The sequence below is a fragment of the Kitasatospora sp. NPDC087314 genome, assembly GCF_044744365.1.
In the GTDB taxonomy this organism is placed as follows: Bacteria; Actinomycetota; Actinomycetes; order Streptomycetales; family Streptomycetaceae; genus Kitasatospora.
The window spans coordinates 399,146-425,148 of sequence record NZ_JBIUYE010000005.1 but is presented as its reverse complement, the minus strand read 5'-3'; the positions used below and the strand labels follow the sequence as shown (position 1 = coordinate 425,148).

The 26,003-nt window shown below is 75.2% G+C and carries 7 protein-coding genes; all 7 read right to left on the bottom strand.

The window, feature by feature from the left end; all coding sequences use genetic code 11:
- Positions 1 to 126: 126 nt before the first annotated feature.
- From ACIO5E_RS13835 to ACIO5E_RS13805, 7 genes are read right to left on the bottom strand one after another with little or no spacing between them, the layout of a single operon-like run.
- Positions 127 to 915, bottom strand: a complete 789-nt coding sequence (locus tag ACIO5E_RS13835; RefSeq protein ID WP_400666987.1) for a JmjC domain-containing protein — start codon at positions 913 to 915, stop codon at positions 127 to 129.
- Positions 912 to 1,706, bottom strand: a complete 795-nt coding sequence (locus ACIO5E_RS13830; protein WP_400666984.1) for a CmcI family methyltransferase — start codon at positions 1,704 to 1,706, stop codon at positions 912 to 914. Before ACIO5E_RS13830 ends, ACIO5E_RS13835 begins: the two co-directional genes overlap by 4 nt.
- Complete coding sequence (locus tag ACIO5E_RS13825) at positions 1,706 to 2,749, bottom strand: DUF2817 domain-containing protein (protein WP_400666982.1); 1,044 nt, start codon at positions 2,747 to 2,749, stop codon at positions 1,706 to 1,708. Before ACIO5E_RS13825 ends, ACIO5E_RS13830 begins: the two co-directional genes overlap by 1 nt.
- A complete protein-coding gene (locus ACIO5E_RS13820; protein ID WP_400666980.1) occupies positions 2,746 to 14,517 on the bottom strand; it encodes an amino acid adenylation domain-containing protein in 11,772 nt (3,923 codons plus the stop codon). The genes ACIO5E_RS13825 and ACIO5E_RS13820 overlap by 4 nt, the downstream gene beginning before the upstream one ends.
- Entirely contained in the window at positions 14,510 to 23,509 is a 9,000-nt protein-coding gene (locus tag ACIO5E_RS13815; protein ID WP_400666978.1) for an amino acid adenylation domain-containing protein, read from the bottom strand. The genes ACIO5E_RS13820 and ACIO5E_RS13815 overlap by 8 nt, the downstream gene beginning before the upstream one ends.
- Complete coding sequence (locus ACIO5E_RS13810; protein ID WP_400666976.1) at positions 23,506 to 24,237, bottom strand: thioesterase II family protein; 732 nt, start codon at positions 24,235 to 24,237, stop codon at positions 23,506 to 23,508. The genes ACIO5E_RS13815 and ACIO5E_RS13810 overlap by 4 nt, the downstream gene beginning before the upstream one ends.
- Positions 24,234 to 26,003 (bottom strand): hypothetical protein, encoded by a 1,770-nt coding sequence (locus ACIO5E_RS13805; RefSeq protein ID WP_400666974.1) that lies wholly within the window; start codon positions 26,001 to 26,003, stop codon positions 24,234 to 24,236. The genes ACIO5E_RS13810 and ACIO5E_RS13805 overlap by 4 nt, the downstream gene beginning before the upstream one ends.

Genomic DNA, 26,003 nt, shown 5'->3' with positions numbered 1-26,003 from the left:
CGCGCGCCACCCCGCGCCCCCTCCCGGCCCCCCCGCCCCAGCCCCTCCGGGGCCGGGGGGCCGCGGCCCCACCCCCGAGGCCCGCCCCCGGCTACGGCCGCCGGCCGGCGGCTCCGGGACACGGAACTACGAGGCCGATGCGGGCCGGAGCTCCTCCGGCAGCCGGATCGTCCCGGCATCCCGGAAGCCCGGCCCCGCAGACGCGTACGCACAGGCGAGGTGCAGGGTCGGCTCCCCGACCGGGACCACCTCGTGGAACCAGCCCGGCGGGACGTACAGCACGTCACCCGCCGTCAGATCGCCCTCCCAGAAAAGCCCTGCCCGCACCTCGCGCAGCCCCTCGTGGTCGCCCGGGTCCTCGCCGCGCGCGGCCGCTTGGAGCCCCTCCTTGTAGGCCGAGGACTCGGGCCCCCGCACCGCCGGGCGGGTCGGCCGGTAGATCCGCCAGTGCTTGCGGCCCTCGATCTGCAGCACCAGGTTGTCGGTGTAGTCGTAGTGGAGCGCCAGCCCCTTCCTGTCGCTCCAGGCCGCGTAGGCGTTGATGTAGACGGCTCCGCCGACGCTCGACAACTCGGCCGCGAGGGCGGCCAGCGGCGGATGGACCTCTTCGAGGGCCTCGACCCTCAGCGTCGCCCCCGGCAGTCGCCGGCGGAGGTCGGCGAGCGCCGTCCCGCGCGGCGCGCGCCAGATCGACTCGCCGTTCGTCAGCACGCAGACCCGGCTGAGGCCCGGCCCGGGCAGGTTCAGCGCGTCGCGGATGGCCTCGCTCCCCGCTCCCTCGAAGCACGACGTCGCCAGGATGCGCTCCAGGTCGCCCCAGGTCAGCAGGGCGGCGAGGCCGGGCACGGTGGCCCGGACCGGCTCCGCGCCGCCGAGCGGCAGGCCGTCCGGGAAGACCGGCAGCAGTGAGGTCACGTCATCCTCCGCATGATCGAGTCGACACAACTGGTCGCGTTCCGGCCGAAGAAGTCGGTGTAGCCGGTGTCCACGGCGTACTCCCCCGGGTGCGCCGCATCGAAGGCGGCCAGCTGCTCCCCCTTGCCCACGCTGTCCTCCACCACCAGGTAGTCGCCTTCCCGCAAACGCGGGTGGACGTACCCGAGGACCTCCGCGACTCCCACGTGGGCGTCCTCGAACACCAGCCGGGGCCCGTCCGCCAGCACGTCCGAGGACAGCACTTCGCCGATCCTGCGGGCGTCCCCGACCACGAAATCCACCGCTGGGTGCGAGAGTGCGACCCGGTGCAGATCGAGCGAGACGATCCGGCACGGGAAGCCGATCGACTCGGCGAGGTCGGCCAGCCAGAGGGCGCTCGTCCCGGTGCCCGAGCCGATCTCCAGGATGCTGGCCGGCCGGAGCTCCTCCAGCAGCATGGTGGTGAGGGCGAAGTCGTACACGCTCTTGAACAGGTGTCCGCCACGCCAGCGCATCGGTTGCGCCGTCCCCTGGCTCATGATCAGGGTCTCGTCGGGGAGTTCGCTCCGACGGTGCGGGTCGAGCCCCTCGCGGCGGACGGCGGCCCGGGCCGTCCAGGGGACGAACCGTCCCTCCCGCCGGTCGGCGAGGTGATGCTCCAGCCGCGCCCGCCACACCGGGTCGTGCTCCTTCTCCTGCCGGATCACCCTCCGGTCGTAGTAGGTCGGGACACCCTGCTGGGCCTCCGCGACCCGTGCGTGCGTCTGCCGGATCAACCGGTCGATCGTCATCAGCCCTCCATGGCCTGGTCGATGAGGTGGACCCCGCGCTCCAGCACGCGCCGGCGCCAGATCTCCGAAACGGGGGCGAAGGCGTGGGCGAGGCGGGTCCGCGCCCACGCGGACGTCCGGTCGTCGCGACCGCCCCAGAACCAGGCGCGGTTCTCCTGGTGCAGCGCGGACAGCACGGCAACCGAGGACACCGACCCGAACTCCGCCGCGCACAGGGTGTACCGGACGTCCGGAAGCAGGGCTTCGCACCATGGGCCCAGCCCGCCCTGCACCCGGTAGTGCCGGACCGTCTCCAGCGCCGGCCGGGCGTCCCGGCCGAACCTGGCGACCAGTTCGTCCGCCGCCGGGGTGCCCTGGAGGCGTGGCAGCAGGAGCTGCAGATCCCCGCTGCGGCCCAGGCCGGTGTGAATGTCCAGGTGGAGCACCTCCTCCGCGCCCCGGGTCCACGCCGGGAGGGCGTCGCGGAGCAGCGGCTGGAGCGAGGACGGGCCGGACCCGCCGTAGAACAGGCCGCGCCCGGTCTCGTACTGCCCGCCACCGACGGCCTGCAGCAGCGGCCGGCGTCCCATCCGGGCCAGCGCCAGGAGCGCCTTCGGCAGCAGCGGGTCCAGCCGGCTGGCGGGCCGTTCGGGGGCCAGCCAGCCGGTGACCCGGTCCCACCCCGGCGGCGCGCCCCGGTACTGCTCCCCGGCCAGCAGGAAGTTCCGGTTCAGGTCGATGTTGTCCTCCTCCACCCGGCGCTGCCAGGCGAAGCCGAACGGGTTGAGCAGGTGCACCATCACCAGCCGGGTGTCACCGCCTCGGTACGCTTCCAGCCAGGCCCGCTGGATCGCGGAGCCGGCGACGCCCTCCACGCCGTGCAGGCCGGAGGAGACGACGACGCAGCGCCGGGCGTCGGCGGGGCCGATCAGGGCGACATCGACCGAGAGCTTCTCGCCCCCTGGTCCGAGCCCGCCGTGCGGGATCCGGTGCAGTTCGCCGTGGCGTTCGGCGAGCGCGCGGAACGCCTCGCTGGCCGTCGGCCAGTCGTACAGCCAGGTCATACGAGCTCCTGAAGCAGTGTTGTGAGGTCCCGGTCGGGCCGGACGCCCAGGTCGGCCAGGCGGCGCCAGCTGTCCGTGCTGTCGAGTCGGCCTCCGCGTGGGCCGAGCGGTCCGAGCACCCCGGCGCCCAGCGAGCCGCGTAGCCGGTCCAGGTACGACGCCAGCGGGTGCCCCGGCCGGTCGGCGACGGCCGACTCGACGCGCTGCAGCCACTCTTCGGGGGAGGTCGGGGCCAGGTTCCCCGCCGCCACCGCCAGTTCGGCGAGGGTCGGTGCGGCTTCCTGGAGGTGCCAGGTTCGCGGCGGCGTGCCCAGGGTTGCGGCGATGGCGGCGGCGGCCACCCGGCGCCGGATCACCGGCACGTCGAGGTCGGACTCGGGGTAGGCGCCGACCGTCCGGCTGCCCCGCACCATGGCTCCGAAGTAGTCGTCGGCCCCCGGGCGGGCGTCGGTCACCAGGGCGAGCCGATGGATGTGGGCCCGGCCGCCGGCGGCGACGAAGGACCTGACCAGGTTCTCCCCGACCCACTTGCTCTGCGCGTAGCCGGAGCGGCCCGGTGGGTCCGCCGGCGGCGGTGTCCCCTCCTGCAGCGCGGCCCGACCGTGCTCCCTGAACACCGACAGGCTGGACACGTAGTGGAGTTCGGCCCCTCGGGCGCACAGGTCGAGTACCCGGCGGGTTCCCTCGACGTTCACCGGCGCGAGTGCGACGTAGTCCTTCGCGAGCGAGATGTCGGCCGCCGAGTGCACCACCGTGCCGATGTGCTCCCGGACGTCGCGGCCGAGCGAGTCCAGCCCGCCGGGCCAGGCGAAGACCCGGTCCGCGTGCTCCTCCAGGCCCTCCGCGCTCAGCACGGTGGCCAGTCGGGACGCTGCGTCGCCCCGCAGGAGGCAGTGCACCTCGTGCCCGCGCTCCAGGAGTTCGGCCAGCAGCGCCGTGCCGAGCAGACCCGTCGCACCGGTCAGCAGTACCGGGCCGGGCGAGGGCGCGGCGACGGTTCCGCTCCACGCCGCGTCGCTGCGGAGCCGGGCGGACAGCGGCCGGCCGCCGAGCAGGACGTGCAGGACCCGCCGGCGGGGGCCGAGGTCCAGCGCGGTGTCGAGCGCTCGGTCGTCGATGGCGCCGACGGGGCACAGGGCGAGGCCGTGGTCTGCGGCTTGGCCGGCGAGCAGCTGGCCCAGGTAGCCCGCCTCCAGGGTGGCGAGCTGCTGGGCCCGCTCGCCGTAGAGCGGTTCCAGCGTGTCGAGGTCGGCCACCAGCACCACGGCGAAGGCGGCTCCCTCGGACAGTGCCCGGTTCGGCGGCAGGCCGGCCGTGCCCGGGTCCCAGCCCTCCGCCGAGACCTGGAGCAGCCGGGCGTTCAGACCGTCGGCGAACCAGCTGCCGGCCAGGTCCGCGACCCGGCCCGGGGCCGTCTGGAGGTACACCTGCACGCCGTGCGCGTCGCCGTCGGACGGGTACAGCCGCCTGCCGTCCTCGGCCGTCACCAGGCCGAGCAGCTGCTCGACCGCCGCTGCGGGCAGCGGGTCCCGGTCGAACTCGCGGACGCTGCGCCGGGCCCGGAGCGCGTCGGGCACCCGGGGCCGGGGCAGGGGCCGAGCCGGGCCGTCGAACGCGCGCTGTCCCTGGCGTGCCTTGGCTTCGGCCCGACGCCGCGGGTCGAGTTCGGCCACCGACGCAGGCCACGTGGCGGAGGCGATGAGCCCGGCCGCGTCGGCGGGGTCGAGCGGCCCGTCGGGTCCGGCGGGGTCGGCGGGGTCGGGCCGCAGGAGAGCGGAGAGGCCCCGGGCGGTCGGGTTCGCGAAGAGGCTGCGGATCGGCACCCGTCGGCCGAACTCCCGCTCGACCCGGCTGAGCAGCCTGATGGCGAGGACGCTGTCGCCGCCGACGGCGAAGAAGTCGTCCTCGGGGCCGATCCCGTCCCGTTCCAGCACCGCTCGGAACAGGCCGAGCACGGCGTCCCCGACCGGGGTGCTCGCCACCGGCTCCGGTTCCGGCCCGCAGTCGAGCGCCGACCGGTCCACCTTCCCGTTGGCGGTGAGCGGCAGCGCGTCGATCAGCCGCAGCGTCCGCGGCACGTGGGCGTCCGGCAGCGACGCGGCCAGGTGGGCCCGCAGCTCAGCCCGGTCCAGCGTCGTCACCACGTGGGCGACCAGCTGCCGCTGTCCCGACCGGCCCCGCGGAGCGGTCACCGCGGCCTGGCGCACCAGCGGGTGCTCCAGCAGGACGGCCTCGATCTCGCCGAGCTCCACCCGGTGTCCGCGCACCTTCACCTGGCTGTCACGCCGACCGAGGAACTCGATCGTGCCGTCGGGGCGGTACCGGCCCAGGTCCCCCGTGGCGTAGTACCGCTCGCCGGTGTCGGGGTGCCGCCAGAACGCGGCGCGGGTGCGGTCCTCATCGCCCCGGTAGCCGAGGGCTACGCCGAACCCCGAGAGGTGGATCTCGCCGGTGACCCAGTCCGGGCGCTCGTGACGCCGGCCGTCGAGGACGTGCACGCCCTGGTTCCGCAGCGGGCGGCCGTACGGCACGCTGGCCCAGCCCGGGTCGTGCTCCCCGACCTCGTGGGCGATGGACCAGATCGAGGCCTCGGTCGCGCCGCCCAGGCTCACCACCCGGCAGCCGGGGGCCACGGCGCGCAGCCGGTCCGGCAGGGTGACCGGGATCCAGTCGCCGGAGAGCAGCACCAGGCGTAGCCCGGGCAGGCGCGTGCCGGTCGTCTCCAGGTGCGCGACCAGCATCTCGGCAAGGGCGGGGACGCTGTTCCACACCGTGATCCGTTCGCCGGTGAGCCGCTCCACCCAGACGGCCGGGTCCCGGGTGGAGTCCGGGTGGACCACGGCGCCGCCGACGAGCCAGCTGCCGAAGAGGTCGAACACCGACAGGTCGAAGTGGAGCCCGGAGACGCCCAGGACGCGGTCCCCGTCCAGTCCGAAGCGGTCGCACAGGTCCGCGATCGTGTTCATCGCCCCGGCGTGTGTGATCTCGACGCCCTTGGGCTCCCCGGTGGATCCGGAGGTGAAGAGGACGTACGCGAGGTCCTGCGGGCCCACTGGGACGTCCGGCAGGGTGGCGTCGGCCCACCGGTCGCCGTCGTCCAGGGTGACGCGGCGCAGCCCCGCGCCCCAGTCGCCCGGTTCGACGGCACGTTCGGTGCCAGCGGTCCGCAGCACCGCGTCGATCCGGCGCTGCGGCCAGGACGGGTCCACCGGGACGAACGCGCCGCCTGCGGCGAGCACGCCCAGCGCGGCCGCGGCCTGGCGCCAGCCGTGGCGCGACTCGACCGCCACGGTCTCGCCGACCCGCAGGCCGGCGGCGACCAGCCTGCCTGCCACCGCGGCCGCCGCCGAGGCCAGTTGGCGACGCGTCAGCGACTCCCCGTCCGGGGCCACCAGGGCTGGGGCGTCCGGGTCCACATTCCCGAGCAGCGTCTCGTGGAGCAGCGCCGGGCCGGTCCGTTCCCAGGGTACGGCCCGCGCTGCGGGCCGTACCAGGGCCTGCCCGGCGGGGACCCCTGGAGAGGGTGACCGCCAGCCGTCCTCCGGCAACGCGCGCAGGGTCGCCTCGAAGGCCTCCATCATCGCCTCGACCACGCCGGGCCGGAACAGGCCGTCCACGAAGTCCCAGGTGCTGACCAGTTCACCGGCGTCCTCCCGGACCTTGTGGTCCAGCCACACCTGCGAGGTCTGGGTGAGCGCGTACACCACCTCACCGAGGCTGCCGCGGGCCGGCACGTCGAGGCCGAGCGTGCTGGTGAAGACGACCGGGAAGGTGTGCGGTCTGCCGAGCCGCCGCAGCGCGCGTACGCAGCGGACGGCGTCGCGCGCCCGCCCGTCGAGTGCCTCCCAGAGCCGGCGCTGCACGCCGCTCGCGAACGCGCCCAGGTCGTCCGCCGGGGTCACCTGCACCAGCCGGGCGCTGGTGAAGTCGCCCACCACGCGGTCCACTTCAGGGTGGACGGGCGGCCGGTCGAAGAAGGTCACGCTGATCGCGAAGTGCGGGTCCTCCGCCCAGGCGCCGAGGACCCAGGCGTAGGCCGCGAGCAGGGTGCCGGCCGGGGTGAGGCCGTGGGCCGCGCCGGCCTCCCGCACGGCGTGCCAGGTGGTGGCGTCCAGCCGTAGCTCCCGGCGGTCGAACCGGACTGCGTCGAGTTCGGCCTGGTCGACCGCCAGCGGCAGCAGTGGGCCGCCGGGGAACGTCGGCGCCAGCTCGGCGAACTCGGCGTCGTCGGCGGTCCGGTCCTCGGCCGCCAGGGCCAGGGCCAGGTCGCGGTAGCTCGGGCCGGGCGGAGGGAGCGGCCGGTCCTCCAGGAGCGCGGTCAGCTCGCGGGCGAGGAGGTAGACGCTGTGCGCGTCGGCGACGAGCGCCGGGACGCTCAGCTGGATCCGGGTGCGCTCCCGCAGCCGGGCCATCCACACCCGCACCAGCGGCCAGTCGGCCGGGTCCTGCCGGTGGTGCGAGCGGGCCGCGCGACGGGCCGTCAACTCGGCCTCGGGGACGTCGCCGAGGTCCTCCACGACGATCGGGAACTCCCCGGGGTCGGTGAGCACCCGCTGGGTACCGTCCGGCTCGACGACCGCGCGCAGCATGGCGTGGCGGTCGACCAGGGCGCGGATCGCGGCCGCGACCCGCTCGGCCGGGACCTCGGTGTCGATCTCCACGTAGCCCTGGGTGCCGACGCTGCCCAGCTCCAGGTCGTCCCGTCCACCCACCCAATAGGCCTGCTGGAGCTCGGTGAGCGGGAACGGCTCGGCAGCGGCCGCGGGGTCGGCCACAAGCTCCGCGGCCGTGGCCGGGGCTTGCTCGGCCCCCCGCAGCGCCGCCTCCAGGGAGGAGACCGTGGGGTGGTCGAAGAGGGTGCGCAGCGGTACCCGGACGCCCAGTTCGTCCTCGATCCGCCGACAGAGCGTGATGGCCAGCAACGAGTGCCCGCCCAGGGTGAAGAAGTCGGCCTCGGCGTCGGGCACCGGCGTGCCCAGCACCTCTTCCCACACCGCCGCGAGCCGGAGCTGGGCCGGGCCGGTGAACGCGCCGGCGGGCAGGGGTGCCCAGGTGACGGCGGCCAGGGCGGCGCGGTCGAGCTTTCCGTGCCGGGTCAGCGGTAGTTCGGGCAGGAGGATCCAGCGCGAGGGCAGCAGGTGGGCCGGAAGTGCTTCTCCCAGCTCGTCGGCCCAGGCCCGGGCCCGCGCCGGTTCCGCCTGGGCGGCCTGGGCGCAGCCGGCGCTGGGGACGATCCAGGCTTCCAGGGTTCCGTCGTCGTGCCGGCAGGCGGCCGCGCGCACGCCGTCCAGCGCGTTGAGCGCCGTCTCGATCTCGCCGAGCTGCACCCGGTGGCCGCGGACCTTGACCTGGTCGTCCGAGCGGCCGAGGTAGACGGTCCGGCCGTCCGGGAGCAGCCGGGCGAGGTCGCCGGTGCGGTAGCCGTCGGCGGTGAAGGACGGGTGCTGCGGGTCGCCGAGGTAGCCGACGGCCAGGCCGGCGCCGGTCAGCACGAGTTCCCCCGTCTCGCCGACCGCGGCACATCCGCCGGTCACGGTGTCGCGGATCCAGGCGCCGGTCCCGGCGATCGGACGGCCGATGGTCGGCTCCGCGGGTCCGGTGTAATCCTCGAAGAAGGCGTTGGAGGTGCTCTCGGTCGGGCCGTAGAGGTTGCACACCCGACCGACCCGGTCGAGCAGGGAGGCCAGCAGGTCGGGCGGCAGTGCTTCCCCGCCCAGGTTCACCGTGCCTACGGTGCCGGGGAGTTCGCCGACGCTCAGCAGGGCCCGGAGGGCGGAGGGCACGGTGTAGACGAGGCTGACCGGCGCCGGTGGCGGGCCGTCGAGCAGGGCGGTCAGGTCGTCGACCACCACCACCGAGCCCGGGCCTGCCAGCGGCGTGTAGAGGCCGAACACCGACATGTCGAAGCGGATCGGGGCGGTCAGCAGCGCCCCGCTCAACTCCGTTTCGGAGAAGGCCGTGCGGGCCCAGCCGATGAGCGCCCGGACACTGTCGTGGCCGACCGCGACCGGCTTCGGCACCCCGGTCGACCCGGAGGTGAAGATCACGTAGGCGAGGTGCCGGCCGGACGGCGGATCCGTCCGGGGCGGGCCGCTCTGGGCGGGCGCCAGCCACGGCACCTCCACCTCCGTGTCGGCGACCGCGAGTTCCACCTCGGCCAACTGGAGTTCCAGCCGGCGCCGGACGGCGGGAGTCCTCGGGTCGAGCGGAACGACGGTGCAGTCCGCCAGCAGGATTCCGTAGACGGCGACCAGCATGTCCACGCCCGGCCGCACCTGGACCCCCACCCGGGTGCCGGCCGGCACCCGGGAGCGGATCGCACCTGCCAACCTCCTGGCCGAGTCCAGCAGTTCGGCCCGGGTGAGGCTGCCGTCCGCCCCGGTGACGGCCACTGCGTCCGGCGCCGCACCGGCGTGCTCGACGAACGCGGCCAGCAGGTGCGGGCCGGCCGAGTACCGCGCCGCAGCGGCATCGATCCGGGCCGGCGCCGCCGCTCGCGGGACGCCCAGCAGGGCGTCCAGGGCCGTCCGCAGGCCGCGGACCAGCCGGTCGGCCTCGGCCTCCCGGATCAGTCCGGCGTCCACCTCCAGCTGAAGCGAGAGCCCGTCCGCACGCTCGGTCGCCACCAGTGTCAGCGGGAAACGTGCCCGCCCACCCGGCAGGTCGATCCTGGTCCACCGGACCGGGCCACCCGAGCTGACCTCGGGCAGGTTCTGGTAGAGCAGCGCGGCGTCGAGCAGCGGGTCGGCGCCGGTGTGCCGCGCTCCCCCGTGCCGGGCCGCCAGCCGGGCGTACGGCACCGCGTGGTGTTCCAGCGCCTCCCGGACCTGTCGGCGGACGCCGGCCAGGCCGCCGTCCGCGCCCAGCCGCGCGCGGAACGGCAGGAGGTTCACCAACGGGCCGACGACGCCTTCGAGTTCGGGCCGGTCGCGGTTGGCGTGGTGCAGCCCGATCAGGAGGTCGTCCTGCCCGGACAACGCGCCGAGCGCCTGGGCGAAGGCGGTCAGCACCACCTCGAACGCGGTCGAGCCGGAGTCCCGGCACAGGGCCCGCAGCGCGGTGCCGTCCCCGGGCTCGAACGGCACCGGGTGGACGGCGCGCCGCCCGTCCGCGACGCCGTCGCCCAGCCGCGGGCGCGGCGGCAGGTCCCGCAGGGCGGCGTCCCACCAGGCCTCCTGCTGCTCCGTTTCGCCCCGCTCCTCGCGCGCGGCCTGCCAGGCCGCCCAGTCGCCGAGTTGCAGCGGGTCCGGGCCGGACACGCCGTTCAGCAGCTCGCGGGCCAGCACCACCGTGGAGCTGCCGTCGGCGACGGCATGGTGGCAGGCGAGCAGCAGCACATGGTGCTCGGCGGTCACCGCGAAGAGCACCGCCCGCACGAGCGGGGCCTTGGTGAGGTCCAGTCCCTCGTCCAGGATCCGCCGGGCCTGCCGCAACGCCTCGGCCTCGTCGGCCACCGGCCGCACCTCGAGGTCGACGGTGCCGTCCTGCTCCACCACCTGCACCACCCGGCCGCGCCGCTCCTGGAGGGAGGTGCGCAAGGCCTCGTGCCGGGCGACCACCTGCCGGAGCCGCTCCCGCAGCTCGGCCGGGTCGAGTACGCCCTCCAGCCGGACCAGCGTGGGGATCATCCAGGTCCCCGGGGTGTCGGAGAGCTGGTCCAGCACCCACAGCTGCGCCTGGAGCGGGGCGGCCGGCAGTTCGGCGGAGCGCGGTCCCGACCGCCGCGCCGGCCCCTCGACCAGCTCGCCCAGGAGTTCGACGCCCTCCAGCAGCTGCGCCTCCGGCACCCCGAAGTCGATCAGGCAGGCGACCTCGTCGGCGCCGGCCTCTGCCAGCTCGGCCAGTCGCTCGCGGCACCGGTCGAGGTCGCCGACGAGCCCGCCGGACCGCACCATGCGCTCGGCGGACCGCCGCGCCAGCGCCGCGACGTCGGCCTCTGCGGGCCGCAGGTCGCGGTCCTCGCCGCGCGCGTGGGCGTGTTGCAGCACCAGGTTCCGGCGGGTGTACGCCGCGTAGGCCTCGGTCGCGGACTCGCGCGCCTCCCGGTCGGAGCTGCCGACCAGGGTGTGGGTCATGACCGTGACCCGGCCGTCACCGCCGCCGGCGCGGCGGTAGCGCGCCACCCGCTCGGTGAGTTCGTCCAGGGACTTGTAGTTGAGGTTGGTCAGGACGTGGTGCCCGGCGGCGCCCGCGAGTTCGAAGGTCTCCGCGGACTGCGCGGTGAGCCAGAGCGGCACCCGGCCCTGGACCGGTCGCGGCCAGGTCCGGACGGCGTGGCTCTCGCCGTCCGGACCGGGAAGCTCCACCGGCTCGCCCGACCAGAGCCGGCCCAGCAGCTCGATCCGCTCGGTCAGCCGCCCCTTGCGGTCGTGGTAGGCGTCCGGTGCCAGCACGAAGTCCCGCTGGTGCCAGCCTGAGGCGATGGCCAGGTCCACCCGCCCGCCGGAGAGTTGGTCCACCACCGCCCACTCCTCCGCGACCCGGACCGGGTCGTGCAGCGGCAGCACCACGCTGCCGGCCCGGAGCCTGATCCGGCGGGTGCGGGCGGCCAGGAAGGCCGCGATCACGGACGGGTTCGGATAGACGCCGCCGAACTCGTCGAAGTGCCGTTCCGGGGTCCAGACCGCCTCCAGGCCGAGTTCGTCCGCGCGGACCGCCGCGTCCAGCATCAGCCGGTAGGCGGCGGCCGGGTCCTCGGCGTGGCCGGCGAAGAAGAACAGGCTGAGGCTCGGCCACCGGCGGGTCACCATCGGGGTGCCGTCCGAACGCCAGTCCCGCCGGGCCCGCGGGATCGCCCCGGCGGCTGCTGCTCCGGGGGCCGCTGCCAGCGCGGCGGCGAGGGCGCGGGCGGCGGGGTGCTCGAAGAGGAGTTGCAGCGGGACCCGACGGGACAACCGTGCTTCCAGCCGACCCGCGATCCGCAGCGCATCGAGGGAGTGGGCGCCGAGTTCGAACAGGGGCCGGTCGGGGTCCACCGGAGAGCCGACCACCTCCGTGAAGACGGCGAGCACCGTCTCCAGCACCGGCTCCGGCTCCGACACCGGCTCCGACACCGGATCGCCGGACGGCCCCGCCGTGACGGGGACCGGCCCGGAGCGCAGCGCGGCACGGTCGACCTTGCCGTTCGCCAGCAGTGGCAGCCGGTCCAGGCAGTCGACCCGGCGCGGGACGAACGCGGCGGGCAGCCGGGCCGCCACCTCGCGCAGCAGCGTGCCCGGGTCGAGCATGCCGGGCGTCACCCAGGCGTGCAGTCGCGTCTCGGCCCCCTCGCCGACCGCGAGCACCTCGGCCGCCGTCACCCCGGGCAGGGCCGCGAGCGTGGCGCGCACCTCACCCGGTTCCACCCGCACCGCGCCGATCTGCACCTGGTCGTCCCGGCGTCCCAGCACTTCGATGCAGCCGGACGGTCGCCGCCGGCCGAGGTCGCCGGTGGCGTAGCTACGGCCGGCGCCGGTCTCGCGGAACGCCTCAGCCGCGTCGTCGCCGTGGTAGCCGCGGGAGACCGCGTCGCTCGCCAGGACGATCTCGCCCCGGGCCCAGGGCGCGTCGTCGCGTCGCCCCTCGGCGTCGATGATCCAGGCTTCCGTACCGGCCACCGGCACGCCCGCCGGCACCGGGACCGTACGGGTGCCGCGGTCGGCGAACCACTGCAGCCCGGTGCTGCTCTCGCTCGGCCCGTAGCCGTTGACCAGGAGGCAACCGGCCGGGGCCACGGCGTCGAAGAGGTCGAGGTCGGACGGCAGGACGCCCTCGCCGCCCAGCACCACCATCCGGATCCCGGCGGGCAGCCGCTCCTCGGCCAGCAGGCGGAACAGGCTCGGCGTGGTGTGCAGGACGGTGGCGCGGACCAGGATTCGCTCCCGCAGCTCCCGCAGGGTGTGCCGCCTGGGCGAGCCGAGGAGCAGCGTCGCGCCGACGGTCGCCGCGGCGAAGATGTCCATCACGGCGGCGTCGTAGGCGAACGACGCGGTCATGCAGACCCGGTCGCCCGGCTGCAGCCCGATGGCGGCGGCGTAGCGCCGGGCGTGGGCGTGTACCCCGGCCTGGGTCTGGACGACAGCCTTGGGTCGGCCCGTCGATCCGGAGGTGTGGAGCAGGTAGGCGGTGGTGTCGGGCGCCGGCGGCGGAAGGTCCGGTCGGGCCGCCGGACCGTCTGTCGGCAGCGGGTCGACGATCTGAGCGCCGACGTGGGCGAGCCGCTCCTGTCGGCGCGGGTCCGAACCTTCCAGCGGCACGTAGGCCCGTCCGGCCAGGACGCAGCCGAGGATCCTGGCGACCATCTCCGCGTCGGTGTCGCCGACCAGGGCGACCGGACCGGGCCCGCCCGCCGCGACCGCGCGGGCGAACTCCCGGGCGGCCGTCAGGACCCGCTCGGCGCTCCAGATCTCGTCGCCGTCGTCCACGGCCGGTCCGGCGGCCAGAATCGCCGCGGCCAGGCTGTCGGCCTCCGGCGGCGCCGCACGCACGCGTTCCCGCAATCGCTGCTGAGCCAGCCGCTCGCGGCGGCCGAGCAGTTCGGCCAGCTCCTGGTCCATGCCCTCGGCGAGGTCGACCAGCCAAGCCGCCAGCCGCTCGCCCAGGGTGTCGAGCGCCTCGTCGGTGAGGCCTCCGGGCGGCGTGGCCAGCCGGAGTTCGATCCGCTCGCCGGGCACCACGGCCACCACCAGCGGGACGTCCGCCTGCTCGTGGACGGTGACGGCACGGACGGCGAGCGGCGAGTCCTCGATCACCGCGCGGTCGAGCGGGTAGTTCTCGACCACCAGCACCGACTCGGTCGGCCCGAGCCCGGCGGCGCGCGCGACCTCGTCGAGCGGCAGCCAGCCGTGCCGCCTGTCGAGGGCCAGTTCGCCCTGGAACCGGGTGAGGAAGGCGTGCACCGTCTCCCCTGCGGCGAAGCGCGCCCGGCTGGCGACGGTGTTGACGAGCATGCCCACGATCCGGTCAGCGCCGGCCAGATCGGCGGGCCGACCCGACACCAGGGAGGTGAAGGTGACGTCCTGGAGACCGCCCGGCTCCGCCAGGCAAGCCGCCCAGGCAGCCGCCGCCAGCGTCCCCAGCGTGATGGCACGGGGTCGGCACAGCTCCCGGACCTGCTCGGACTCCTCGGCGCCCAGCAGGATTCGGCGCTCTCCGCCGCCGCCCCCGCGCTCGCCGGTCAGCGGGGCCGTGGCCGCACCGGCGAGACGGGTGCTCCAGTACGCGCGGGCGGGGGCCGGGTCGGCGGCCCGCAGCCAGCGGACGAAGTGCGAGAACGGCTCCGCCGGGGCAGCGGGATCGCTCTGCCCGTCGAGCGCTGCCCGGTACCCCTGGTCGATCTCGGTCAGGATCCGGCCCAGGCTCCACCCGTCCAGCAGCAGGTGGTGGAAGGTCCACACCAGGACGGCGGAGTCCGGCAGCAGCACCAGGACCAGGCGGAACAGCGGTGGACGGGTGAGGTCGAAGCCGCGCTCGCGTTCGGCGACGGCGAGCGCGTCGAGGTCGGGCCCGCCGCCGTCCCGCCAGTCCTCGACCCGCCACGGCAGCGCCGTCTCGGCGTGCACGACCTGCTGCGGCTCGGAGAGTCCTGCGTGGTGGAACGAACTGCGCAACACGGGGTGGCGCCGGGACAGTTCGGCCCATGCCCGCCGGAGCGCGTCCGGGTCCGGAGCCGCCGCCAGCTCGATCCGCAGCTGTTCGACGTACGCCCCGGAGTCGGGCTCCAGTACCGCGCGCACCAGCATGGCCTGCTGCAGCGGGGCAAGCGTGTGGATGTCCTGAATCCTAGTCATCTGCGTTCTCCAGGCCGGCCAGAAGCCGTTGTAGTTCCTGATCGTCGAGCCCGCTGTCGGGGAAGTCGTGGGCGCTGGCGGCGGCCCGGCCGGTGGTGGCCAGCAGCCGCGTCAGCGCGTCGTCCAGTGCGGCCAGCCAGCTCTCGCCGTCGCCGCGGTGGTTGAGCTCCACGTGCAGCGTCCCCTCGCGATGGAAGAGCGTGCCGCGCCGTTCGTTGGGCCGGGGGAGGTCCGCCGACCGCAGCGGAAGTTCCGCGTCCCTGACCAGTTCGAAGCGTCCGGAGACCTCGTCGTCCAAGCGGCCGAGCGGGTTCACGGCGAGGGTGGTGGCGCGTCCCGAGGCCGCGTAGGCCGCGCCCAGGGCGAGCCCGCCCTCGGGCAACGCCCGGAGGAGCCCCTTGACCTGGACGAGGACCTCGGCCGGTGTTCCCGGCCGCAGGATCAGCGGCACCAGGGTGGTGAGCCAGCCGACGGTGCGGTTGAGGTCCAGGTCCCGCAGGCTCCGGCCGTGGCGCTCCAGTTCCACCTCCCAGTGGCCGGTGGCGGCTCCGTTGGCCCAGGCCGCGGCGGCGAGCAGCAGTTCCTCCCGGGTGCAGCGCAGGGTCCGCAGGGCCGCGGCCGTCTGCTCCTCACCGGCCTGCGGGAAGGCCCTGGTGGTGACCCGGGCCTCACCCTCGGCACCGGCCGGGGACGTCGCGGGCGGGACGGGCAGGTCGGGGACCGGCAGGGCGGCCACGGCATGGCACCAGGCGTCGTACCCGGTGGCCTCCGGCAGCAGGTCCGGCCGTTCGCCCGCCTCCAGCGCGTCCAGAGCCTGGTCCAGGTCGGCAACCAGGACCCGCCAGGACTGCGCGTCGACCACCCAGTGGTGGGCGCACAGGACGAGGTGTCCGGGGAGCAGGGTGGCGCGCAGGAGCGGCCCGTCCGGCGGGAAGCCCCGGCAGGCGTCCGCGACGCTCCCGCCCTGCTCGACCAGGTGGCCGCCGTCGGTCTCCCCGCCGAGGGTCGTGGCCAGCACGGGGTGCGCCGAGACCACGGCGGCCAGGGCCCGGTCCAGCGTCCCGGCGTCGAGCGGCCGGCGCAGCCGCAGGACGATCGCCTGGTTGAAGTGCCCGGGCAGGCCCCTGGCCGCCAGCCAGGTCCGCATCGGTCCGGGCGGGACGGGCCCCTCGGGCAGCGGCTGCTCCGGTTCGGCGGGGCCGAGTTCGGCGCTGATCCCCCCGAACGTGGCGTCCCGGGCGATCGCCGCCACCGGCAGTCTCCGGCCGGCGCGGGAGACCTGCGCGCACAGGCGCAGCCAGGTGACCGAGTCGCCGCCGGCCATGAAGAAGTTGTCGTCCGGCCCGGTCGGCGGGTTGCCCAGGAGGTCGGTCCAGGCCTTGGCGAGCACCTCGGAGTCGGTGGGGAGCACGGCGCGGACCGCCGGTTCCCCGGGCGCCCGCAGCAGCAGGGCGGCCCGGTCGACCTTACCGTTCGCGGACAGCGGGAGCGTGTCCAGCAGCCGCCAGGTGTACGGCACCATGTAGGGCGGCAGCCGGTCTGACAGCCCCCGGTGGAGCTCCTCCTCACTGCAGCCGGGGGCCACCACGAAGCCGACCAACCGCCGGTCCCCCTGCGGGTCGCCGACGACGAGGACCACTGCGCGCTCCACACCGGGCAGTTGCTCCAGTGCGTGCTCGATCTCCCCCAGTTCGACCCGATAGCCCCGGATCTTCACCTGGGAGTCGTCCCGGCCGAGGATCTCGATGGAACCGTCGGGCAGCCGGCGCCCGAGGTCCCCGGTGCGGTAGATGCGCTCCCCGTCGCGGACGAGGAACCGTTCGGCCGTGCGGGCTTCGTCCCTCCAGTAGCCGTCGGCGAGGCCGCGCCCGCCGATGAAGAGCGCGCCCGTGACGTGGACGGGACACGGGCGGAGGTGCTCGTCGAGTACCTCGACGGTCTGGTTGGTCAGCGGCCGGCCGTAGGGGATGCTCGACCAGGCCGGGTCGACCTTCTCGATCCGGTGGGCGATCGACCAGATGGCGGCCTCGGTGGCCCCGCCGAGCGACCACTGCGCGGCCTCGGGCGCGATGCCGCGCAGCCGCTCCGGGAGCTGGAGCGGGATCCAGTCACCGGAGAGCATGACGGTGCGCAGCGCGGGAAGCGGGAGATCCGGATCGGTCTCCCGGGCGTCGACCAGCATGCCCAGGAGCGAGGGCACCGAGTTCCACAGCCGCACCTGGTGGGTGTGCGCCGTCGCGGCCCAGTCGCGCGGGTCCGCGCGGTCGCCCGGGTAGACGACCGCCGCGCCGACCCGCCAGCTGCCGAACAGGTCCCACACCGACAGGTCGAAGGCGAACGGGGAGACCGCCAGCACCCGGTCACCCGCGGACAGGTCCATCCGGGCCGCGATGTCGGCGAGGGTGTTCACCACCGCCTCGTGGCGGACGACGACGCCCTTCGGGCGGCCGGTGGTGCCGGAGGTGTAGATCAGGTAGGCGACGTCGGCAGGACCCGGCAGCCGGCGGGCGCGGCCCGCGGGCAGGGTGTCGAACCCGATCGCGCCGGGGCGGGAGCCGTCGAGGTCCAGCACGCAGTCCGGCAGCGCGTCCGCGAGGATCCGGTCGACGCGCTCGGCGGGTTGTGCGGTGTCGACGGGGATGTAGGCCGCGCCGGCGAGCGAGACGCCCAGGGCGGCGACGGCCTGGCGCCGGCCGTGCGGCAGCAGCACGGCCACCCTGCCGCCGGCCGGCACGCCCCGCGCCAACACGGCGGCGGCTACCTGCTCGGCCTCCTCCACCAGCTGGGCGAAGGTCAGGGACCGGTCGGCGTCGACCACCGCGAGGGCGTCCGGCGTCCGGGCGAGCGTCGCCAGCACCCCGTCCACCAGGGTCTCCGCGAGCACCGGGCCGTCGGTCGCGTTGGCCGCGTCGGTCAGCGCGCGCTGGTCCTCGGGCAGCAGCTCGGGGGCGGGCGTCCGCCAGGATCCGCCGGCCAGTTCGGCCAGCAGGGCGGTCCACGCCCGGAACAGACCGTCAAGCACCTCCGGCCGGAACATCTCCTCCACCGCGTCCCAGTTGAAGTGCAGCTCGCCGCGGTGCTCGTAGACCTGGAGGTCCAGCCACACCTGCGGCGTCTGGGAGATGCCGTCCACCAGCTCGCCGAGCCACGCCCAGTCGAACGCACGCCCGAAGCCGGGGGCGGTCAGGGCACTGGTGAACACCACGGGCAGGCTCGTCGCGTCCAGCCGCCCGGACCGGCGGGCCGACTCGCGGGCCAGGTCCACGCCGGAGACCGAGCCGTGGGCCAGCTCCTGCCAGAGCCGGGCCTGGACGTCGCGGGCGTGGCCCTGGAAGTCGTCCCACCGGCAGGCCATCGCGTGCGGCAGCACGGAAGTGAAGTCGCCGAGGATGCGGTTCACGTCGGGGTGCACCGGCAGCCGGCGGAACACGGTGACGTTCAGCGCCAGCCGGTCCTGGCCTCCCCAGCGTGCCAGCACCCAACCGAAGGCGGCCAGCAGGGCGGCCGACGGGGTGACCCCGCTCTCGCCCGCCCGCCGCTGGAATGCGGACCAGGCCGCGTCGTCCAGGCGGCCCTGGCGCCGGACGAACCGCGAGCCGGTGCGCTGCGCCAGGGGCAGCCGGGGAGCCTCCGGCAGGGTCTCCAGCTCGCCGCGCCACCACTCCAGATCGGTGTCCTTGACGACGGCGTCCGCGCTGAGCACGTAGTCGCGGAAGGTCAGCCCGAGTTCCGGCAGCGGCGCCCCCGGCCGCTCGTAGAGCTCCTTCAGCTCGTCCACCAGAATCACCCGCGACCAGGCGTCGCACACCCAGGCGTCGATCCCGATGTGCAGCCGGACCTCGTCCGGGAGCAGACTGGCCCGGACCTCGATCAGCGGCCAGCTCTCCAGCGGGCGCACCCGATGACCCAGCTCCTCCCGCCACCGTCGCAGGCCGGCCTCCGGGTCGGCCTCCGGGTCGGCCTCCGGGCGCAGGTCCTGCACCCGGATCCGGAACGGCGGAGTGTCGGACAGCACGTACTGCTGCCCGTCCTCGGTGGCGACGGTGCGCAGCGACGGGTGCCGCTCCACCAGGCGCTGGAACGCCTGCTCCAGCCGGTCCAGGTCGAGGCCGGCGGGGCAGCGCAGCTCCCGGTAGGTCTGGGCGGCCGCGCCCCCGAGTTCCAGGAAGTCCCGACGCCCGACCCAGTACGCCTCCTGAACCCTGGTCATGGGGAACGGCAGGTGGGCCCGGTCCGGCGCCCGGACCAGTTCGGGCAGGCCCGCCCCGACCGGGGCCGAGGCCGAGGGCAGCCGCCGGGCCAGCTCGCGCGGGGTTCGGGCGGCCAGGACGTCGGCGAGCCGGACGTCACGGCCGAGTTCGCGGGCGAGCGCGGCGACCAGTTCGAGGGCCTTGAGCGAGTGCCCCCCGTGGACGAAGAAGTCAGCGTGCATGTCGAGTTCGGGCTCGCCGAGGACGGCCCGCCAGATCGTGAGCACGGCGGCCTCCAGCGCGTCCGCCGGCGGCTCGGCGGCGGTCGGTGCCGCCGCTCCGGGGCTGGGCAGGGAGCGCAGGTCGACCTTTCCGTTCGGGTGGACGGGCAGCCGCTCACATGCCAGGGCGCGCTCGGGGACGAGCGCCCGGGGCAGCCGGTCGGCCAGTTCCGCCCGCAGGGCGTCCCAGTCCCGGTCGGCGACGAACCAGGCGACCAGGCGGTGGTCCCCGTCCTCCCCGGGCTCGGCACGGACCGCGGCCTGCCGGACCCCGGGGAGGCCGCCGAGGAGGTCCGCGACCTCCTCCGGGTCGACGGCCACCCCGCGGACCTTCACCTGGCGGTCGCCGCGCCCGAGGATCTCCAGTGTCCCGTCGAGCCGGGCCCGGCCGAGGTCGCCGGTGCGGTAGACGAGTTCCCCGCTGCCGAACGGGTCGGGGAGGAACCGCTCCGCCTGCGTCTGCGGCGCGTTGGCGTACCCCTGGGTCGCGAACGGTGTCCTGAGCACGATCTCCCCGGGCTCGCCCAGGCCGCACGCGGCTCCGGCCCGGTTGACCAGCGTGACCGCGGTGTGCGGCAGCGGGCGTCCGATCGGCTGCACGCCGAGCGGCGGCCGGTCGGGTACCCGGTGGAACACCTTGGTCTGGGTGGTCTCGGAGGGGCCGTAGAAGTTCAGCACCTCGTAGTCGCCGGGGAAGTGCTGCCGGAACCGCTCCACCAGCGCGCCGCTCAGCGGCTCGCCGGCCAGGAAGACACTGCGCAGCGCGGGCAGTGGCGTGGGCTCCGAGGTCGCCAGCCAGGACCGGGCCAGTGTCGGCACCAGGTGCAGCCGGGTCACTCCGCGCGCGGCGAGGAGCGGCACCACGTGGTCGCCGCCGACCCGCTCGGGGTCCTCCAGCAGATGCAGGACGCCGCCGGTGACGAGGGGCAGCCACAGGTCCCGCAACGCCATGTCGAAGGCCAGGTTGGTGAGCAGGACGAACCGGTCCTCGCCATCGACGGCGAATTCCCGCCGTTGCCAGTCCAGGAAGTGGCCGAGGCCGCGATGGGTGCCGACGATCGCTTTGGGCGTGCTCGTCGTCCCGGTGCTGAAGACCACGTACGCAGGCGCGCCGGGGTCGACGGCCACCACGTGGCCGGGCCGGGTACCGAGGTCCAGCACCGTCCCGAGTTCGACGTCCCGGACGTCCCGGCCCTGCGCGCGGAGCACCAGCGCGGCTCCGGCCTCCCGCACCATGGTGGTCAGCCGGCCTGCCGGGAGCCGTCGGTCCAGGTGCAGCACGGCCCCGCCGGCCAGCATGGTGCCCAGCGCGGCGGCGATGGTGTCGAAGCCCGCGCTGCCGAGCACGCCGACCACGTCCCCGGGGCACAGGCCTGCCTCCTGGAGCGTCCCTGCCGCTTGCAGGGCCCGGTGCCGGAGCTCACCGTAGGTCCAGGTCGACGTACCGCGCCGGACGGCGGTCCGGCCCGGGTCGACGGCCAGCACCGACGCGGGCACCGAGGGAACCTCGGGCCGCTTCGACGGTGCTGTCACCAACGGGAGTTCGCGATCGGCCCGAGCGCTGCGCAGGGACCAGCCCAGGCACGGGGTGTCCGCCGCGGCGACCAAGGCGTCCAGGGCGAGCTGCACCTGGTCGGCCAGTTCCCCGGCAGTCTCGTCGCTCAGGTACGAGCGCCGGTGCAGGAGGTGCAGCCGCAAGCCGCCGTCCTCCACGGCCGTGATCGTGAGCGGGGCCTTGGCCTGCGGCGGGCAGCTCTCCAGCGAGGTCCCGTGCACGGTGAGGGCGCCGACCCGGCCGGGCACGTGCAGGTGGTCGAAGACCACGTCGGTCTGGGCCAGATCCCCGGGCATGCCGAGCTGCCCCGGCAGTGCCTCCAGCGGGACGGACACGTGCCCGCGCAGCTCCTGCAGCTCCGCCGTCAGCTGCCGTACCAGCTCGGCGCCCGTGACGCCGTCGGGCAACTGCGCCACCGCGCGCTGCACGGAGACGAGGCAGCCGACGGTGCGCGTCCACGGCGGGGTGCGGTTGGCGAAGGGGATGCCGACGGCGACCTCCTGCTGGCCGCTCAGCCGGCCGAGTACGACCGTGACTGCGGCCAGCACCAGCACGGCGACCGTGGTGTCGAGCTCGCGCGCCAGCCGTCCGAGGGCTTCGGCGTCGCGCAGGCGGCGGGAGGTCAGGCCGGCCTCGGCACCGCCCCCCGGTTCGGCCCACGGCAGGGCGGTGCGGCCGCCGGAGAGCCGGTCGCGCCAGAAGGCCAGGTCGTCGGCGACGTCGCCGACGGCCAACGCCTCGCGCTGTGCCTGCGCCCAGGCGAGTGCGGACGGTGGGGCCGGCGGCAGCGGCCGACCGGCCAGCAGCGCGTCCAGCTCCTCCAGGAACACCCGTATCGACCAGCCGTCGACCACCCGGTGGTCCCAGGCCAACTCCAGCCGGTCACCTCGGAGTTCCGCCGTGAACGGGCGGCCCGCAGCCGGGGCGGGCCGACCCGTCGGGGCACTCCACGACGTCCGGCGCTGGTGGCCTCGTTCGTCGGGACCCGCCGTTGCGAGCCCCGGGTGCCGGCGCACCAGCTCGGACAGGGCCGCGTCGACGTCCGCGCCCTCCGGCACGCCCACCGTGACCCGAACCGCGGGCTGCGCATCAGGGGACAGCCGGGAGAGCAACCAGAGGCCCTCCTGTTGGAGCGAGAGCGGCGCGGTGTCCGGCTCGGATACGGCAGCGATACCCCGGGGGGCCGTCCCGATCAGCCCGGCCTGGGCCCGTAGGGTGCCGGCCGCGAGCAGCTCGGCCGGCGTGACCCGGACGCCGAATCGGTCGGCCACCCGCGCAGACAGTTCCACGGCCAGGACGCTGGCTCCGCCGACGGCGAAGAAGCTCTCGTGGGCGGAGCGGAGCTCCGCCCCCAGCAGGTCCCGCCACAGCTCCGCCAGGGCCTCCTCGACCGGGCCGTCGGGGTCCGCGCGGTCGGCGGCCGCTCCGCCGGTGGCCTCGGCCGCCGTCCACCGGTGCCGGACCGGCAGCTCGCCCGCTACCCAGGCGTCCCGGCACGCGGACCGCTGGAGCTTGCCGCTGGTGGTCCGGGGCAGCGCCCGGCCACGGACCACCATCACCTCGTCCGGTTCGAGCGCGAGCCTGTCGCGGAACGCCCGACGGACCCGCTCGACGATCTCCCCGGCGGCCCGGCGCGCCTCCACCGCGACCACCATCCGCTCCCGGCCGTCGCCGCCCGGCGCGGCGAAGGCGCAGGCGGCCAGGACCCCGTCCGCGGTACCGGCGATCTCCTCCAGGTCGGGCGCGTGGTGGTTCTCCCCACGCAGGATCACCACGTCCTTGGACCGACCACGGACGTACAGCTCACCGTCCCGCAGCTCGCCCAGGTCGCCGGTGCGCAGCCAGCCGCCGCGCCCGTCGACCGTGTGCAGGTCGAATGACCGGTCCCCGGGCCGGCCGTGGTAGCCCTCGGCCACGCTGGGGCCGCGCACCCAGATCTCCCCGACGCCGTCGACCGGTGCGCCGTCGGCGTCGACGATCACGACCTCTTCCAGCGGTCGTCCGCAGCTCACCCCGGACCCGCCGGTCCGAGGCACCGCGCCGACCGGGTGGGCGGAGACCAGGAGCGTCGACTCGGCGAGGCCGTAGCAGGGCGTCAGTGCCTCGGCCCGGAAGCCGTTCCCGGAGAACGCCTCCGTGAACCGCCGCAGCGTGCGGGACGAGATCGGCTCGGACCCGGTGAAGGCCACCCGCCACCGGCTCAGGTCGACGTCAGCCAGTCGCGCCGGATCCACCCGGTCGGCACTCCACGCGTACCCGAAGTCCGGCCCACCGCTGGTCGTGACGCCGAAGTCGGAGACGGCCCGCAGCCAGCTCTCGGGCTGGCGCACGAAGTGCTCGGGGGACATCAGGACCGTGTGCAGGCCCATCCGCAACGGGTGCAGCAGCGTGCCGACCAGGCCCATGTCGTGGAAGAGCGGCAGCCAGCCCGCGACCACGTCGGTGTGCCGCTGGTCGAAGGCCCGCTCGATCGCCGCGAGGTTCGCCTCCAGGTTCGCCCTACTCACCCGGACGCCCTTGGGGTCGGAGGTCGACCCCGAGGTGTACTGGAGCACCGCGAGGTCGGCGGGCTCCACCCGGAGGTCGGGTTCGCCCTCCAGGTCGGGAAGCACCGCGTCCGCGACGTCGAGCCGGGTGAAAACCAGCGCGCACCCGGCGTCGGCGACGATGCCGCGCAGCCGGTCCCGCGTCCGGACGCCGTGGTCCGCGGGGGCGGGGACCGCGACCCGGCCGGCCACCAGGACGCCGACCAGCGCGGCGACCAGTTCCGGCCCGGTCGGCAGCGCGAGCAGGACCCGGTCACCGGGCGCCGTCCGCCCGCGGACCTGCCGCGCCACGCTGCCGGCCCGGTCCATCAGTTGACGACGGGTCAGGGTGATCGGCTCGGCATCCGGCAACAGGAAGGTGGTCGCGGGCGTGTCCGGCGCCATCTCGGCGAAGGCGACAGCCCGGTGGAGGAACGTCACGAGAGTCTCCCAAGACAGGTGCGGGTGATCCGGTCGGCAACGGCCGGGTCGTCGAGCACGGCCATGTGCCCGCCCGGATGGCGGTGGAAGGTGGTGGCGCCGCGTGTGTGGGCAGCCCAGCCGCGCCAGCCGTCCTCGTCGAGCGGGTCGTCCGCACCCACGAACACATCGAAGGGAACGTCCAGCGGCGGGCCCGCCGGCGCCGGCACACTCGCCGCCAGAGCGAGGTCCCCGCGCAGCGCGGGCAGGAAGAGCGCGAGCGCCTCCGGGTGGTCCAGGACCTCCGGCGGGACGCCGCCCCAGAGCTGGTCGGCGGTCCGTGCCAGCTCCCGGTCCCCCAGCCCCAGCAGGTCGTCGTGGTCGCGCGAGGCGCCGGGCGCCACCTCCCCCGAGAGGACGAGCGCCCGCGCGGCGCCGGGTACCGCCGCGCACAGTCCATGGGCCAGGACGGCACCCAGGCTGTGCCCCAGGACGACCAGGGGCAGCGCGGGCAGTGACCGCAGGGCCCGTGCCAGGGCGTCGACCGCCTCGGCCGCCGAGGTCAGCGGCGGCTCGGCCAACCGGTTCTCCCGGCCGGGCAGCCTGGCTACCCGCACCTCCACGTCGGCGGGCAGGCCGGCGGCCCAGCGGAACCAGACGGCTGTGCCGCTGCCCGCGTGCGGAAGGATCACCAGCCGCCGGGACGCCCCGGGCCGGGCCGCGGCGGGCAGCCAGAGGTCCGGGATCACCCGGCCGCTCGCATCGTCCGGCGCCCATCCAGCGGCCAGCCCGCCCGCGGGTGGCTCGCCTCCAGCACGTCCCGGGCGACCAGCCGCCAGGCCTCGTCGCGCGGCACCCCGGCGATCGCCAGCCGCTCGCGCATGCGGTCGGTCTCGAAGGCCAGGACGTCCTCCGGCAGCGGCATTCCCCCCGGGTCGATGACACGGACGGCACCGCTCGTGTCCCGGCCGGTCAGCAGCCGGCCCGCGTTGAACCTGCTCGGCGAGAACGGCACGTCCAGCATCCCGCTGGCGAACGCCTCCTCAACGCAGCCCCCGACATCGCCCGGGCGCAGCGCGAGCACCGCCTCCAACAGGTGCCGTACGGTCCGCTCGATCCGGTGCGCCTCCGTCACGTCGACGGCGCCGGGGTCGGCGGCGGCGAGTTCCAGCCCGGCGGCCGCCAGAGCCAGGCCGCGCGCGTTGTCGCGGACGTCGGGGATCCGCAGCGCCTCGGCCGGCGTCTTCACCACCACCCGGTCCGCCCGCGCGAGCGCCGCCGTCCGGGCCGACTCGCGGATCAGCAGCTCGGCCGCGTCCCGGTCGGCCGGGAAAGCCCCCATGAACTGGTGGAAGACGGTGGCGACCCGCACCTGGCCGCCACGCCCCAGGTACTCCCGCCCGAGCCGTCCCATCACCTCGACGGCCGCCACGTCCTGGGCCCGGTTCCCCTGCTCCGCGTAGGCCAGCGACACGGAGCGCACCCCGGCCCCGACCGCGAGCAGGCCCTCCAGGATGTTGGTGCAGATCGCGAGCGCCGGGGGGATCAGGGTGGCGGTCAGAGTGCCGAAGAACTCCCGGTCGAGCACCACCCCGAGCTCCGCGTATCGGGCGGTGAGCTCGTCCACGTAACGCCAGCGCGCCAACGACACCGCCAGCGGAAGCTCCGCGTAGTACGGGATGTTGTAGCAGATCGGACCGCCTTCGAAGCCCGTCACGCCACCCGCGTAGCTCACCTCCGCCAGCAGCCGTGGATCGCGCGCGCTGTGACGGGTCTGTAATGGCACCGGGCAGGCGGCACTGATCCTCCGCAGCGTGTCCACGCCGTGGTTGACGACCGGGAAGCCGTTCAGCGCGCCGCCGTCCCGGGCGACCTGCTCGACCTCGGCGTAACGCCCGTCCCGAGTCAGCGAGTCCACCTGGAAGGACAGCACCTCCGCGCCCGCCGAGCACAGGTCCGCGAAGAGCTGCTGCTGGTCGCCGCTGCCGCGCACCCCCGATCGCGGGTGCAGGAGAGTCCGAGCGGCGTCGCCACCCTGCAGCAGGGCGAGCGAGGGCCGCGCGGCGAGCACCTCCGAGTTGGCCTCGATGTCGCGTGCCCCTGCACCCGTCGGCCACTGGGCAAGGACCTCTGCCCGCCCCGGCAGGTCCGGATCCGTACCCCGCCCCGACCGGGGCGGGGGAACCGGAAGGACCGGCAGACGCTGGGTACATCGGGCGCGGCCGGCGAGGTCCTCACCCAGGGCTGCGACCACCTCATCGGTATCGACGAAGCCGCCGTACACCCGGGAGAACCCCCGAACGAGGAGCTCCTGTGTCCGCCCGGCGACTGCCGGGAGCCCGCCCAGGTACCAAAGACACCCTCCCGGCAGGGCCTCGACGTCGCGCAGGTAGTACTCCGCGTGCCCGTCCATGTTGGAGATCAGCACTGCGTCGCAGGTGTCCGCCATCGCGGCGAAGCGTGCGAAGTCGTTCTGTATACCGAGGTCGACCACCCCGAAGCCGGCTGCCTCCAA

Excerpts from the sequence above, each read along its gene's own strand:
- ACIO5E_RS13825 (WP_400666982.1), bottom strand. The coding sequence starts at position 2,749 with ATGACCTGGCTGTACGACTGGCCGACGGCCAGCGAGGCGTTCCGCGCG.
- ACIO5E_RS13820 (WP_400666980.1), bottom strand. The coding sequence starts at position 14,517 with ATGACTAGGATTCAGGACATCCACACGCTTGCCCCGCTGCAGCAGGCC.
- ACIO5E_RS13830 (WP_400666984.1), bottom strand. The coding sequence starts at position 1,706 with ATGACGATCGACCGGTTGATCCGGCAGACGCACGCACGGGTCGCGGAG.